The sequence below is a fragment of the Terrimonas sp. genome, assembly GCF_003075435.1.
Lineage (GTDB): Bacteria > Bacteroidota > Bacteroidia > Chitinophagales > Chitinophagaceae > Agriterribacter.
Genome location: NZ_QCZJ01000007.1, coordinates 31,219 through 45,804 on the forward strand (window position 1 = coordinate 31,219; position 14,586 = coordinate 45,804).

The 14,586-nt window shown below is 41.1% G+C and carries 17 protein-coding genes and 1 tRNA gene; 8 read left to right on the top strand and 10 right to left on the bottom strand.

Features of this window, described 5'->3' with window-relative positions; all coding sequences use genetic code 11:
• Positions 1-9 precede the first annotated feature (9 nt).
• The 7 genes from DC498_RS09520 to DC498_RS09550 all read right to left on the bottom strand — a co-directional run bounded on the left by DC498_RS09520 (position 10) and on the right by DC498_RS09550 (position 4,186).
• Entirely contained in the window at positions 10-399 is a 390-nt protein-coding gene (locus tag DC498_RS09520) for a VOC family protein (protein WP_116873921.1), read from the bottom strand.
• Between the two features lie 234 nt (positions 400-633).
• Positions 634-1,152 carry an NADPH-dependent FMN reductase gene (locus DC498_RS09525; protein WP_116873922.1) on the bottom strand — a complete coding sequence of 173 codons (519 nt, stop codon included), beginning with the start codon at positions 1,150-1,152 and terminating at the stop codon, positions 634-636.
• 9 nt (positions 1,153-1,161) lie between these two features.
• A complete protein-coding gene (locus DC498_RS09530; RefSeq protein WP_116873923.1) occupies positions 1,162-1,734 on the bottom strand; it encodes a Crp/Fnr family transcriptional regulator in 573 nt (190 codons plus the stop codon).
• 140 nt (positions 1,735-1,874) lie between these two features.
• Positions 1,875-3,428: a carboxylesterase/lipase family protein gene (locus DC498_RS09535; protein ID WP_116873924.1), complete on the bottom strand. Its 1,554-nt coding sequence runs from the start codon at positions 3,426-3,428 to the stop codon at positions 1,875-1,877.
• 63 nt (positions 3,429-3,491) lie between these two features.
• Positions 3,492-3,635 carry a hypothetical protein gene (locus tag DC498_RS26765; protein WP_116873925.1) on the bottom strand — a complete coding sequence of 48 codons (144 nt, stop codon included), beginning with the start codon at positions 3,633-3,635 and terminating at the stop codon, positions 3,492-3,494.
• 2 nt (positions 3,636-3,637) lie between these two features.
• Entirely contained in the window at positions 3,638-3,850 is a 213-nt protein-coding gene (locus tag DC498_RS09545) for a hypothetical protein (RefSeq protein ID WP_116873926.1), read from the bottom strand.
• A gap of 3 nt (positions 3,851-3,853) precedes the next feature.
• The gene (locus DC498_RS09550) at positions 3,854-4,186 is read right to left on the bottom strand and encodes a hypothetical protein (protein ID WP_116873927.1); all 333 of its coding nucleotides are present in this window, start codon (positions 4,184-4,186) and stop codon (positions 3,854-3,856) included.
• Between the two features lie 726 nt (positions 4,187-4,912).
• Here DC498_RS09550 and DC498_RS09560 point away from each other — a divergent pair.
• The 3 genes from DC498_RS09560 (at position 4,913) to DC498_RS09570 (ending at position 6,858) form a co-directional block, all read left to right on the top strand.
• Positions 4,913-6,025 (top strand): DUF2911 domain-containing protein, encoded by a 1,113-nt coding sequence (locus DC498_RS09560; RefSeq protein WP_116873929.1) that lies wholly within the window; start codon positions 4,913-4,915, stop codon positions 6,023-6,025.
• 62 nt (positions 6,026-6,087) lie between these two features.
• Positions 6,088-6,633: a DUF488 domain-containing protein gene (locus DC498_RS09565; RefSeq protein WP_116873930.1), complete on the top strand. Its 546-nt coding sequence runs from the start codon at positions 6,088-6,090 to the stop codon at positions 6,631-6,633.
• A 15-nt stretch (positions 6,634-6,648) separates the two neighbouring features.
• Complete coding sequence (locus DC498_RS09570) at positions 6,649-6,858, top strand: DUF2945 domain-containing protein (protein ID WP_116874089.1); 210 nt, start codon at positions 6,649-6,651, stop codon at positions 6,856-6,858.
• 42 nt (positions 6,859-6,900) lie between these two features.
• On the opposite strand, the gene DC498_RS09575 is transcribed toward DC498_RS09570, so the two are convergent.
• Together DC498_RS09575 and DC498_RS09580 are read right to left on the bottom strand one after the other, a co-directional pair.
• A tRNA-Lys gene (locus DC498_RS09575) sits at positions 6,901-6,973 on the bottom strand.
• 61 nt (positions 6,974-7,034) lie between these two features.
• Positions 7,035-7,640: a DUF6134 family protein gene (locus DC498_RS09580; RefSeq protein ID WP_116873931.1), complete on the bottom strand. Its 606-nt coding sequence runs from the start codon at positions 7,638-7,640 to the stop codon at positions 7,035-7,037.
• 110 nt (positions 7,641-7,750) lie between these two features.
• On the opposite strand from DC498_RS09580, the gene DC498_RS09585 reads away from it, so the two are divergent.
• On the top strand, positions 7,751-8,617 hold the full coding sequence (locus DC498_RS09585) for a hydroxymethylglutaryl-CoA lyase (protein ID WP_116873932.1): 867 nt from the start codon (positions 7,751-7,753) through the stop codon (positions 8,615-8,617).
• A gap of 3 nt (positions 8,618-8,620) precedes the next feature.
• Positions 8,621-9,631: a GSCFA domain-containing protein gene (locus tag DC498_RS09590; protein WP_116873933.1), complete on the top strand. Its 1,011-nt coding sequence runs from the start codon at positions 8,621-8,623 to the stop codon at positions 9,629-9,631.
• Between the two features lie 73 nt (positions 9,632-9,704).
• Here the strand turns inward: DC498_RS09590 and DC498_RS09595 are convergent, their stop codons facing one another.
• Positions 9,705-10,310 (bottom strand): 2,3-bisphosphoglycerate-dependent phosphoglycerate mutase, encoded by a 606-nt coding sequence (locus DC498_RS09595; RefSeq protein ID WP_116873934.1) that lies wholly within the window; start codon positions 10,308-10,310, stop codon positions 9,705-9,707.
• Positions 10,311-10,689: 379 nt separating this feature from the next.
• Between DC498_RS09595 and DC498_RS09600 the strand changes: the two genes are divergently transcribed.
• The 3 genes from DC498_RS09600 (at position 10,690) to phnY (ending at position 14,149) form a co-directional block, all read left to right on the top strand.
• Entirely contained in the window at positions 10,690-11,274 is a 585-nt protein-coding gene (locus tag DC498_RS09600; protein WP_116873935.1) for a helix-turn-helix domain-containing protein, read from the top strand.
• A 95-nt stretch (positions 11,275-11,369) separates the two neighbouring features.
• Entirely contained in the window at positions 11,370-12,611 is a 1,242-nt protein-coding gene (gene phnA / locus DC498_RS09605) for a phosphonoacetate hydrolase (protein WP_116873936.1), read from the top strand.
• A 125-nt stretch (positions 12,612-12,736) separates the two neighbouring features.
• Positions 12,737-14,149 carry a phosphonoacetaldehyde dehydrogenase gene (phnY, locus tag DC498_RS09610; protein WP_116873937.1) on the top strand — a complete coding sequence of 471 codons (1,413 nt, stop codon included), beginning with the start codon at positions 12,737-12,739 and terminating at the stop codon, positions 14,147-14,149.
• The last annotated feature ends 437 nt before the right edge of the window (positions 14,150-14,586 follow it).

Here is a 14,586-nt window from a genome sequence, read left to right on the forward strand (position 1 = left end):
TCGTAAGGTTTATTTCATTGAGTGCAGCCCGATAGTATTCCCCTCTGTATCGGCTACAATAGAACAAAATCCATATTCACCTATAGACATTTTAGGATTGGATACCTTACCTCCTGCTGCCACCACGCGTTCTTGCTCTACAGAGCAATCTTCGCATGCAAAATATATAATGACATTACTGCCACCGGCTTTCATCCCCTCCATTTTCACAAGTGCGCCAGGCGTTCCATACCCTTCTATGTTCCCGGGAAAAGATTTCATTTGCATAGATTGATCGGTGGGGTCTGACATCTGCTCCAGCTTTGTTTTAAAAACAGATTCATAAAATTTAGTAGCTCTGTCCATATCATCCACATAGATTTCAAACCAGCCTACAGGGTTTCCATTTTTGTTTTCCATTGCTCTTGTTTTTAAATGTGAAGAATATTGCTGTGCCGCTCTATTGCAGGCATAGAAAAACCGGTCTCAGATATTCAAAATATTTATTTGGGGTTTCAGCAGGAATTCTGGATATGCATCTGTTCCAGTTCAAAAATAGTGCATCAATACGCCAGTTCCTCTTGCCATTTGGCAAGTATTGTCCTGAATGATTTTATTAAAATGTTATTCTTGCCATTTGACAGGTTGAAGAAGCTATATCAGGTTGCGAAGGTGCTGCATTACTCCGATGAGCTGTTGCCCTGTATTGGGCTCGATACTATCTTCAGAGGCAATTTTTCCTTTAACGCCATTAATCAGCAGGCATGCTTCATCAGTAAAAGATGCACCCAGCGTTTTCATCACCAGCTTAATTTCTTCAAATGATTTTCTGCCATCAGCAGATGCCACGATGATTGCCAAAGGTTTTTCAGAAAATACGGTTGTGGCAACACACCATTCCAGTAAATTTTTCAGCCCGGCAGGAATACTGAAAATATATTCAGGACTCGAGATGATTACGGCATCAGCATTTTCAATTTTTTTCCGCACCTGCTGAACAATGCCGGGCGTATCACCAAGGGTTTGCACTGCGTCAAAATGCGGCAGGTTTCTAAGTTCATCAAATACATCAAAATGCAAATCCCCTGAAAAATGTTTTGCGAGAAATTTTGCCAGTTTAAGATTAGAAGAGTTCTGTTGTGCACTGCCAATAATCACAAAAATATTTTTCATTTCCTTACATTAAGCAGTAATATCTTTCCTGATGCGGCTTAGTGAAGTATCTGTAACCCCAAGGTAAGAAGCAATTTGTTTTAATGGTGCGTATTGTATGATCTGCGGCTTTTGCTGTAATAATTTTAAATAACGGTTAGTAGCAGTTTCCATTATTATATCCAGCGAACGCTGTTTAAGCACAAACAATTGTGTAGTGAACCATAACCTCCCCCATTCAATAAAGCCAGGCAAACGATGAAACAATTGCTGAAATTCATTAAACTCAACTTTCCATAAAACACAATCAGTTAATGCCTGTAAGCTTTCCTGCGATGGGCTGCGCTGAAACAATGAAGTAGGCACTATAACAAGATCATTATCTGTAAAAAAGTCAGTTGTAATTTCATCACCATCGTAATTATATACAAAGGCCCGGATCAATCCATTCTGCAGAATATAATATTCATTAGCTATACGCCCTTCTTTCAGAATAATATCTCCCTTTGTAAACATAACCTGCTGATGAATAGCTGCTATTGCTTCCAGATCATCAGCCGATAAAAGCGGATGCTGATAGATTTTTTTAAACAGAGCGTCCATTGTAAAGAAAGTTATTTTTTCGGTTAGAAGTTACAGGTTTCAGGTTACACGTTACAGGTTAGGGCTTACTATTTACCAATAGGCTTCTAAGTGGAGTACCAGTAACCTGTAACCAAAACCAACTTACTCCTCCTGCCTTCCTACAGTTTCTCCATTGTCAGGTAGCGGCCCCTGAATTTCTCTGTCTGTAATCTTGTATCTGCATTAATATGCATTACCTCTGCCGGTTTGCCGGGAACAACCGCATTCCATTCCGGTAAGCCCAAACCATTGGGATTGCCGGTTTTAATAAACTGTTCAAAATAGGATTGCAGTATCTGGGATACCAGGAAATCATCCGGCTGCCAATTAAATACGCGGTTGGTACCCAGGTTACCCATAGCATACTCTATTTCCGCGGAGTGAACTGCTCCGGTAGCTACAGGTGCAGTTGGATTTTCCCTGGTAGCAGGGCGAGGGCGCTCATAATAATAACGGTAAACATTACCTGCGCCTGTTTTGGCATGTATATCACTCCAGCGCCAGGTGCTGAAGGCTATAAACCGGTCTGAAGCCAGGTCGGTTGCGGCAGCCCTGACCTCTTCATCTGTGGCTGGATTATATACCTTCAATACTTCAGCCGCTTTTACGTCATACAATTGCTGCACAGCTTTTATATAATTATCCTTAGTTGGTTCTTCTTTCCCTAGAATACTTTTCCAGTTACCCTCTTCCGAATTCCAGCCAACCATCAAAGGCACTTTTGATTGCTGTTTGGCCAGGTAAATATCCACAGGAGATTTTGGGAAAAAATAGCCATCTATAACGACACCGCCAGAACGAAATTTCTTAGTGGCATCCAATACCTGTTGAGCAGAAAGCTTACGCAATCCGGCAAGGGTTTTAACACCAAGCGAATCCGCAAATTGTTTGCCCTGCTGTTCTGCTTCCGTTAAGGTAAGTATTGGTCTTGTTCCGAGCAACGAACCGCTCTCTCCTATTGCCCCTGCAATAATATCACGCGAAAGTGGCGAGGTCATTTGAGCGCTTACGGAATAAGAGCCTGCAGATTCCCCTGCTATTGTAATTTTTCCAGGATCACCGCCAAAAGCACTGATATTCTGCTGCACCCATTTTAAGGCGGCGGCCTGGTCTAAAAATCCATAATTCCCGGATGCTTTATGAAGAGACTCTTTAGTGAGCTCAGGATGCGAAAAGAAACCGAAAACAGATAACCTGTAATTAACGGTAACAGTTATAATACCTCTGCGTGCCATACTTTCACCATCGTAACGATATTCAGACCCGTCACCTGCAACCAGTCCGCCACCATAAAAATATACCAGCACCGGAAGCTTATCATCAGCCTTTTTTGCCGGCGTCCATACATTCAGGTATAAACAATCTTCGCTTACGCCGTCAGACCGAAAATTCATATCGCTGAACAACGGAAGCTGCATAGCTCTCGGACCGAAATGATCCGCTTTTCTTATGCCGTTCCATGGCTTTACGGGTTGAGGTTCACGCCAGCGCAGATCCCCAACCGGCGGTTGCGCAAAAGGAACGCCTTTAAATATTTTTATACCGGAGGAGTTAACACCTTCAAGTATACCATCTTTAATTTTCACCTGTAATGCAATGTTACTGCTTTTTGTTTGCCCCATTAAAATTGAAGTATATGCAGTGAGAGAAAGTAACACGATCATTCTTTTCATAGAAACAATTTATCGTTGAGCAGTATGGTGCAAGATAAGAAAAAGGGGAAAAATTTTTTACAATTAGAAATGTTTATAAAATTTAAAAGGCTTACCAATAAGCTTACCTGCATCAAAAAACTGTAGAATATATATACCGCTCTGTAATCCGTTTGTAGATATTTTATCATTTCTGATTTTACCGCGGTTCACAACTTTACCGGACATATCTATGATCGGGAATCAGGCAAGGTTAATATCTGTCTGCTGAAATTCAGGAAAATTTCATTTTGAACAGGATTAGAAAATGCTTTGTAGACGAGGGGTTCATTCAATTCCTGCAAAGAATACCCGTCTATCCTGATATTATCCAGGGCCAAAAACATAGGATTACCACTGATGCTGTCATTTGTTCCAAGCTCCGCTATAAATCTTATTTGCATAACCTATGATCTGAAAGAATCTAAATTTGCAAAGAGGCGTGGAGGTAATGTATCCCAAACCTGTATCCCATCATATATTCTTTTCGGTCCGAAAATGTCACTCCTGTTTTTCTTAAATACGGTATGCCATCTATCTCCATCAAACACTTCTGCAGAAACATAGGCTGAGTCAATTACAAGAGACGCCGGATTCACCCAATACTGATAGTCAAAACTAAGTTTTACATCATAATATTGACTGGCATCAAAATAAGGAGATGTAAAAGCTATTGTTTTACGATCACTATAACCCCATGAATTATAACGCCAATAACAGGTACTATCAAAATTACCCATTTCAAAAACAAGGTCATTATTATTTTCAAATACTCCGGCAAGTACAGGGGTACCAGATGTATCAGGTCTAAGTATTTTAGTTTGCCAACTTCCTTTATAGCAAGTCTGACGTATCCTCCTCCGCTGTTCAATGATCGGCCTTTAAATAAAAATCCGGGCGAAAAACTTCAGACCGTTTTCCTGCCGGAGTTACAATTGTTCTTTTATAATCCAACGAGACCAGCGTGGATGGTTCGAGCTCAATACATCATCCTTAAAATTTAATCTGAAAGATGATTTAGATTTACTTTTTACAAAAAAGGAAATTTCGGCTACAGGCAATCTGAATGATTGATATTGTAATATCTTCTTATCTGCAACAGCTATTCTTTTTTTAGGTGTCGCCCGCACATAAAATTCTTTAAATTCAATTTTGCAAAAAGCGAGGTCATAAACGACACACACAGGCAACAAGCCTGAAGCTGACGCAGCAGGTACTGTTTCATACAACAATTATAGGAATAGGGGGCATGCGTTATACTTAAGTATCAATATACCTAACAAATATAATATCTCCAACATCTGCATGTACTTTTCGATGGTTAGAGGTATTCAGCTATATATATAATTACCTGCACTCCTCACATCCTGTCCTTTTGCATTTCATCACTACTTCTGTTCGCTGGTAATAATAAACTTTAAACAACAGGTTTGTTAAGTATTTTGTTATAACCAATAACTATTGCCATGAGACAAATGATATTCCTTTCTGCTATTCTTCTTTTTCATCAAATTACAAACGCACAAATACCATTAACAACTGCACCGAGCGGTGGCAATAAAAAAGCTACTGTTGCAGAACAGGTAGGTTTAACAGACGTAACCATAAACTATAGCAGGCCCGGGGTTAAAGGCCGCGAAGGAAAAATATGGGGACAGCTGGTACCTGCAGGCTTTACAGACCCTGGATTTGGGAGCAGCAAATCCGCTCCCTGGCGTGCCGGCGCCAACGAAAATACCATCATTACATTTTCCAACGATGTTAAAATTGAAGGACACCATTTACCAGCCGGTGCCTATGGCTTTTTTATAGCCTATGCGCCTGATGAATGCACATTGATATTTTCGAAAAACTCAAGCTCATGGGGACATTACTATTACAATGAAAAAGAAGATGCATTACGGGTAAAAGTAAAGCCTGTAATACTTGATAAAAATGTGGAATGGTTGAAGTATGAATTTATAAACCAGGCAGCCGGCAGCGTAACAGTAGAGCTGCAATGGGAAAAGCTGGCTATTCCATTTATCATTGAAACCGATTATACCAGGGATCAGATTGCTTCTTTCAGAAAAGAGTTACGAAGCTCAAAGGGATTTATCTGGGAAAGCTGGAACCAGGCTGCTCAATGGTGTGTACAAAACAATACCAATCTTGATGAAGCATTGTTATGGACTGACAGCGCAACAAGCATCAATTTTGGAGGGAACGGTGTTTTTACCCCCTGGGTTACCAAAGCAATGGTGCTCGAAAAATCAGGAAGAAGCCAGGAAGCAGAGGCTGTTATGAAAAAAGCATTGCCTTTGGGAACTGTTATACAGGTACATCAATACGGGCGTCAATTACTGGCACAAAAAAAGCCGCAGGAAGCATTTACTATTTTTAAAGCCAACTACGATAAATATCCAAACCAGTTTACTACATTGGTTGGATTGACAAGAGGATATTCAGCATTAGGAGATTATAAAAAGGCATTGAAATATGCCACCCAGGCATTACCACTTGCTCCCGACAGCTTAAATAAAACAAGTGTGGAAGCCATGCTGCAAAAATTAAAAGATGGTAAGGATGTAAATGAATAAAAGTGATTCGGGAATAAGTAGTAAGGGATAAGTAACTTCACATACTGAATTGCTTTGACCATATGAATATCCCCGCCAAAAATATCATTTACACAATAGGGCATTCCACCCACAGCATAAATGCATTTGTTGCTATGCTTCAATCATTCAATATTAAAACCCTGGCAGATATACGGCGTTTTCCGGGATCTGATAAATATCCGCAGTTCAATAAAGAAAATCTTGAAAGATCATTAAAAGAGAAAGGAATAAACTATATACATCTTGAGGAACTGGGAGGAAGAAGAAAAGCGCAGCAGCATTCAAAAAATCATAAATGGCAAAACATTTCCTTTCGTGGCTATGCTGATTATATGGAAACCGCAGCATTTGAAAAAGCCATCTCAAAACTTGAAACAATAGCATTACAACAACTCACCGCCTATATGTGCTCAGAAGCGGTGTGGTGGCGATGCCATCGTTCTATGGTATCGGATTATTTAAAGGCAAAAGGCTGGAAGGTATTGCATATTATGGCTGGAGGCAAGGCAGAAGAACATCCTTACACTTCACCTGCACGTGTTGTTGGCAACCATGTGTATTATTATGATGAAGATTTATTTACCTGATAAAGCATGTTATTTATGGCAACAAAATTCAAAGTAGGCGATAAAGTAAGCTGGAATTCTGAAGCTGGAATAGTTTCAGGAACCATCATAAAAATCCATATAGAAGATTTCAACTATAAAGGTTATACACATCACGCTACAAAAGATGATCCGCAGTACGAGATCAAAAGCAGTAAAACTGATCATATTGCTGCACATAAAGGATCTGCGCTTAAGAAAATATAGTTGCGTTGTAAAAGAAAAAGCCGCCATAACAGCAGCTTTTTGTGTCCCCGCAGAGACTCGAACTCTGGACCCATTGATTAAGAGTCAATTGCTCTACCAACTGAGCTACGGAGACAAGCAGGGGTGCAAATGTATTAAAATGCAGAAAAAAACAGCATTATTTTATGGAAGAAATTTTATTTTCTTAACCGTATGGTAAGATCGGCCACGGAAGATCTGACATCCGCCTCTATACAATAGCCATCTTTGTAGGTATAAATATTCTGATAACCATCCGGCATCTGCAGCGCGTATTTATGTTCTGATATTTTTTTTATTACCAGGAATTTTTTGAATACTTCTGAAAAAACCTGCTTATTATTCACCGGCTCAATAAACATCAGGCATGCCGTTGAATACCTGATTACGGCCTGTATGGAGCTGACATTACCGTATTCATTAATAAGATATTTGCCCTTATCCAGCGTTAAATGTACATCGGCTTTTGTATTGCCATTCACCCTTCTTGTAATACCACCTTTTTGCAAAACGCCGTCTACAAATAATCCTGAAACTTTGTTATATACATCAACAGATACCAGCAACGTCATATTTATTTTCGACTCGGTCATGTACTCCACATTGGTACTGTTTTTTATCATTGAAGCATTCATTGTGCCCACAACTCTGCCCGACCTGATGATGTCGTATTTAAGTGTTTGCGCAATACCTTCCTCATGTCCCGGACGATGCAGGTCAAAAAAACATAAGGCAAATACAAACACTGAAAGAATACTATTCATATAGCAACACGATTTCGGAAATTAAAAAATACAAATAAAATCAGGGATATGCAATTACCTTATGGGAATAAAATATAAGAATGCCCCGCTTTCTTTAATTTGCATTGAATATGAAACCCGGCAAATCTGCAATCAGGTTAATTGAATGCCCCCGCGACGCAATGCAGGGTTGGTCCCATTTTATTCCTACGGAAGACAAGGTAAAGTATATTAACACCTTACTGAAAGTTGGTTTCGACACCATAGACTTCGGTAGCTTTGTTTCAGCCAAAGCCATACCGCAGATGGCGGATACACATGAGGTTACAGATAAGCTCGATATATCAAACAGCAAAACAAAGTTGCTGGCAATTATTGCTAATGAACGTGGCGCTGATGAAGCATTTAAGCATGATATCATTTCATTGATCGGCTTTCCTTTTTCTGTTTCCGAAACATTCCAGTTGCGGAACACCAACAGCACAATTGCTGATTCATTACACCGCGTAGCCAATATACAGGAAAGATGTGTTGCTATTGGTAAGCAACTGGTGATATATATATCCATGGGTTTCGGCAACCCTTATGATGATGTATATAATGAAGATATAGTGTTGCACTGGATAGAAAAGATAACAGCGCTCGGCATAAAGATCGTTTCACTGGCAGATACTGTTGGACTGGCAACACCGGAACAGGTTTTCAGCGTAACAAAGTCAGTTATTGAAAAATTCCCGGGTATAGAAACCGGTGTGCATCTTCATTCCACACCATTCAACCGCATTGCAAAAATAGATGCCGCGTTTAAAGCCGGTTGTACCCGTTTTGACGGAGCGCTGATGGGTATTGGCGGATGCCCTATGGCGGATGATGATCTCGTAGGTAATATGGACACTGAACAACTGATCTCATATTTTTCAAATGCAGGTAAACCATTGCAGCTTGATCAGCAGGCTTTGCAGGAAAGCATTACCATTGCACAATCAATTTTCAGATAACACATGGATTTCAGACTTGAATTTGATGTAAAGCCTTTTGTGTCCCGCATTCAGCACAATCAAAAAATTATGCTTACAGGCTCATGCTTTACAGAGCATATTGCCAACTATCTTTTTGATGCCAGGTTCAATATACTGAGTAACCCCAACGGTATTCTTTTTAACCCTTCAAGCATAACTTCTTCGGTTATATCCTACATAGAAAAGCAGACCTATACCGAAGCAGCACTTTTTTATTTCAATGAGAGCTGGCATAGCTGGGACTACCACAGCAGGTTTTCCGGGCCGGATAAGGAAAAGGTACTTGAAGCAATCAATAACTCACAGGCAGGCGCACACGAATTTCTCAAAACAGCAGACTGGTTGATCATTACCTTAGGTTCTGCTTTTGGTTACGAATGGACAGACAAAACAGGTGAGCTCCATTATCCTGCCAACAGGAACAGTAATATTGTTGCCAATTGCCATAAAGTGCCTACGGATAAATTTAAAAAAAGGTTATTGAGTGTTGAGGAAATTTTAGCCGGGCTTGATGAAATGATATATCGTTTATCGTTTTTTAATCCTGGTATAAAAATCATTTTCACGATCAGCCCTGTACGGCACATAAGAGATGGTTTTGTTGAAAACAATAAGAGCAAGGCAGTATTGATCCAATGCGTTCACCAGCTTGTAGAAAAATTTGACAGGCTGTTTTACTTTCCCGCTTATGAACTTGTGCTGGATGATTTGCGCGACTATCGCTTTTTCGCGGAAGATATGGTGCATCCTAATTATTTCGCTACACAATACGTTTGGGAAAAATTCACAGCAGCCTGTATCGATCCTTCTGCTTATACACTTATGAAGGAAATCCAGAAAATAAATATCGCGTTCAGGCATCGCCCGTTCAATCCCGGATCCACTGCACATAAACAGTTCTTACAATCAAACCTTAATAAGATACAAAGTCTTACCCAGGCATATCCTTACCTCGATTTTGCAGAGGAAATGAAATATTTTGAGGGAAAGTGAGGAAGGTTTGTGGTTTATAGTTTGTAGTTTATAACACACTGAGCTGAAAGCTGATCGCTAACTACTGACAGCCCTACAAATACAATACATCCACCAGCTTTAAATGACTGCTGAGCGTATACACCCGCGGAACTCCCGTTGGAATATTTACTTCGGCTATATGAGCAGCATCTACATTTTCGAGATACATCATTAATGCCCGCAGTGAATTACCATGCGCAACAATTAAAACATTTTTACCTGCAATCAGCAACGGTTCTATTTCCTGCTGGTAAAACGGAATAACCCTTGCAGCGGTTTCTTTCAGGCTTTCACCGCCGGGTGGTTGTATATCATAGCTTCTTCGCCATATTTCAATTTGCTCTTCGCCATATTTTTTTGCCATTTCCGTTTTATTCAGGCCCTGCAGGTCGCCATAGCTTCTTTCATTAAGTGCCGCGGATCTTGTAACGGGTATTTGTGTCTCGCCTGCCTCCTCCAGCACTATATCAAGTGTTTGCTGCGCTCTCGAAAGCATGGAAGTAAACGCATGATCAAATACAATATGTTTTAATTTCTGCCCGGCTACATGCGCCTCGGTAATGCCGGTTTCAGTTAATGGTACATCCATTATACCGGTAAACCTGTTTTCAAGATTCCATTGCGATTGCCCGTGGCGGATGATGACGAGTAAAGACATATAGTAATATTGGAGAGCAAATATACCCTGATATTGTGAGGGTACATATCATAATATTGAAATAAACATACAATCCGTAAGCCTCTGTAACATCCGCGTGCTATTCAAAACATTGGGTGCATTCCAAATCTTCGCATATAGGCACTCCTGCTACGGCAGATGCCTCGTGCCTCGGCATGACAAACGGCGGTGCAGTGTTCGGCGTTAGTGCTATTGCTGAACATTTGTACTATTGTTCAACATACATTCTGCTGCCTGTCATGCCGAGGCACGAGGCATCTGCACAAAATTGCCAAACACGCGAAAATTTGAAATGCATCCAAAACATTTGCCCGTTTTACCACTAACCATTAATTTAGTTCAGAAAACTTCTCGCCATATGCAGGATGATATACTCATACAGATCAGCAATAAGATAAAAGAAAGCAGGAAGGCTCAGAAAAAAACCGTGCAGGAATTAGCTACTGAAGCGCAGGTGAGCAAGGGATTGATCTCGCAAATTGAGAACAACCGGACTGTCCCCTCCTTGCCCGTGCTTATGAATATTGTACTGGCACTTAATATTGATCTGAAAGATTTTTTTGAAGATATCAGTCATAACAAAGAAGCCAAACAAAAGATCATTATAAAAACACAAAAAGATTACCAGGCTTTTGAAAAAGAACCTGCCAAAGGGTTTAAATACAAAAGAATACTTGCACGTAATATGGATGGCGGACCTGTAGATACCATTTTGCTGGAACTGAAAAAGGGCGCTAAAAGAACGCACATGATCAAAACAGACGCGTATGAATATAAATATGTGATCAAAGGAAAAGTAGAATACCAGATTGAAAATGAATGCTATTTGCTGAACGAAGGAGATTCACTTTTTTTTGATGGCAGGTTACCACACAAGCCGGCCAATGTAGGTACAGAAGACGCCCTTATGCTGGTAATCTATTACTTCATAACAGAGCGCTGATAATGGTTTTCCACATTACAAAAACTTAATCGTAATATTTCGGGTAAATGTTTACATTTGCTATATAAAATTTAGTATTTATAAACATTTTATTGATGACAGCTATTTCCACCACTCCCTTTTCAGCCAATAATATCAACTATACACCTGCTGCCAAACCAATCGTTGTAATATGCATTGATGGCTCAGCAGATGAGTACCTTGATATTACTGCAGCAAACGGCAGATTGCCTCATTTGCAGCAAATGAGCAAAACCGGTTTCAGAGGTATGGTAAGAGGCGCTTTGCCATCGTTTACCAATGTAAATAATTCATCGATCGTTACAGGCGTATCCCCGGCAGTGCATGGTATTAGCGGCAACTTTTTTTATGATGCGGCCAAAGACCAGGAAGTGATGATGAACTCATCTGAATACCTGCGTGCGGAAACCATATTGGCTGCAGCTGCAAATGCAGGCAGAAAAGTGGCAGTGGTTACTGCAAAAGAAAAGCTGCGTGATATTCTTTCTCATAAGCTCAATGGCATTGCTTTCTCTGCGGAAAAAGCGAATCTCGCCCAAAAGGCAACTCATGGCATTGATGATGTAGAAAATATTGTTGGATATAAAACGCCTGCTATTTACAGTGCAGACGCAAGCTTGTTTGTATTGCGTGCCGGTGTGGCATTGATCAAAAAAGGACTGGCTGATTTCCTGTATTTATCACTTACAGATTATATGCAGCATACTTATGCACCGGAAGCAGAAGAATCGCTGGCATTTTACGAGGCAATGGATAAAGCAATTGGCGAGCTGGTTGCTGCCGGCGCAATAGTTGGCGCAACTGCAGACCACGGCATGAACGCGAAGGTAAAAGCTGACGGCTCTCCCAATGTAATTTTTGTGGAGGAAATTCTTGAAGAAAAATTTGGAGATGGCTTCAGGGTGATCTGTCCTATTACTGATCCTTATGTAAAACATCATGGTGCATTAGGATCATATGTAGTGGTGCATATAAATAATAAAGACATTATACCAGATGTGAAAACCTGGCTTTCCTTACAGGTGGGCATAACCGAAGTGCACGACAGATCTACCGCAACCCGCCTGCTGGAACAGCCCGAAGACAGGATTGGCGACCTGGTAGTGCTTTCCGCAAGAGATGTAGTGGTTGGGCGCCGGCCGAAAGACCATGATATTTCCGCGCTCGATGGTACCCTGCGTTCTCACGGCGGAAGATACGAGGAAATGGTCCCTATGATCATTTCTCACCCCATCAATCAGAAATACCGGATGAAAGCAAGCGGAGACCCAAGAAATTTTGACGTCTTTGATTTTACCATTAACGGAACAAATTAATGTAGGATCAGTTAAATATATCTCGTTAATCAATCTTGAAAATGAAAGTGAAACATGAAATGTGAGACATAAAACCCTGGATGACGCCACACTTCAAATCTCAAATTTCAAATCTCAAATCTATCATGAATCTTACATCCTACGTAGCAGGCAAACCAGTTATATCAGATAAAATGCTGGAAGTAAAAAGCCCTTACGATAATCGTGTAGTAGGCACCGTTACTTTGGCCAATGCCACACATACTGCCGAAGCTATTGAAGCAGGTTTAAAAGGAGGCAAAAAACTGAATCGTTACGACAGGTTCAGCATCCTGGATAAAGCGAGGCAGTTGCTGGTAGAACGTAAAGAAATTTTTGCGCAAACCATCAGTGCTGAGTCTGGCTTAGCCATAAGAGAAGCCCGTTACGAAACTGGCCGTGCACATGATGTATTGTTCTTTGCCGCTATGGAAGCTTTAAAAGATGATGGACAGATCTTTTCCTGTGATATTTCTCCGCAGGGTAAAGCAAGAAAAATTTTTACAACAAGAGAAGCCGTGTCGCTTGCGGTTTGCATTACACCATTTAACCACCCGCTTAACCAGGTGGCACATAAACTGGCGCCGGCCTTAGCAGTAGGCGTACCGGTAATTTTAAAACCATCAGAAAAAACGCCGCTTAGTGCCATACTGCTCACAGAATTATTGTATGAAGCAGGATTACCGCATTATATGCTGAGCACCTTGTTGGGACCAACAGCGGAAGTTGCAGAAGCATTGGTTAAAGATCCACGGGTGGATATAGTATCGTTTACCGGCAGTGTGCCAGTTGGCAAAAAAATTGCAGCTACAGCAGGCTATAAAAAAGTAATACTTGAACTGGGGGGCAATGACCCTGTTATCATAATGGAAGATGCCGATATGGATACGGCGGTATATCTTGCCGCGGAAGGCTCGTTCCGCAACAGCGGTCAACGTTGTACTGCAGTGAAAAGGATTTTGGTGCACGAAAAAATAGCGGCTGAGTTCACCAGGAAATTTATTGAGAAGGCAAAAGAATATACCTGCGGCGATCCTGCCGACCCGGAAACAAAAGTAGGTACCGTGATTGATGAAGGCGCAGCCATATATCTTGAAAGCGTGGTAAACAAATCAGTAGAGCAGGGCGCTAAAGTAGTATTAGGTGGAAAACGCAAAGGCGCGTTGATGGAGCCTACTGTTATTGTTGATGTACCAAGAAGCGCGGATATGGTAGTGCATGAATCTTTCGGACCACTTGCTCCTATCCTTACTTTTAAAGACATTGATGATGCTATAGCATTGTCGAACTCCACAGCATACGGGCTTTCATCAGGCATTGTTACCAATAATATGAACTATGCGCTGCGGTTTATAAAAGAGCTGAAAGTTGGCACGGTAAATATTAATGAAGTGCCAGGCTACAGGATTGAAAGTTCCCCGTTTGGCGGTATAAAAGACTCTGGACTTGGTATAAAAGAAGGCGTGATTGAAGCAATGAAATGTTTTACGTTCGTGAAGACTTTTTCGTTGCCGTGGTAGTTCGTGTTTAATATTTCACGCAGCGCTCACGGCGAAGCGGCGATAAAATGCATTTCCGCTGCGTACGCTGCCCCGTTGTAAACGCCGCGTGAAACACCTTCATTGATGTAATCAGCGCCATTGCTACTACCGGCATCGTTGCCTGCCTGTCCGGTAGCTATCCTGTATACACACCTTATTTATGCAGGCTGCGCTGCACTTGTATTGTCCCTCACCCCCAACCCCTCTCCTCTGCGCGGAGAGGGGAGCCCAAATTCAAATCAGGTTGACGAATTGCGTGAGGAGGAGGTTAAAAATCTAAAAGTGTGACGAGTATTTAAACGTTTGCATGGTTTTGCTTTATATACTTGTGTATACAACAGGGTAGCTTCCGGCAGGCAGGCTCTCGGAGAGGAAGCAGAACCTGCTTCAGCAAAAAACATGAGTAATTTTCAGCA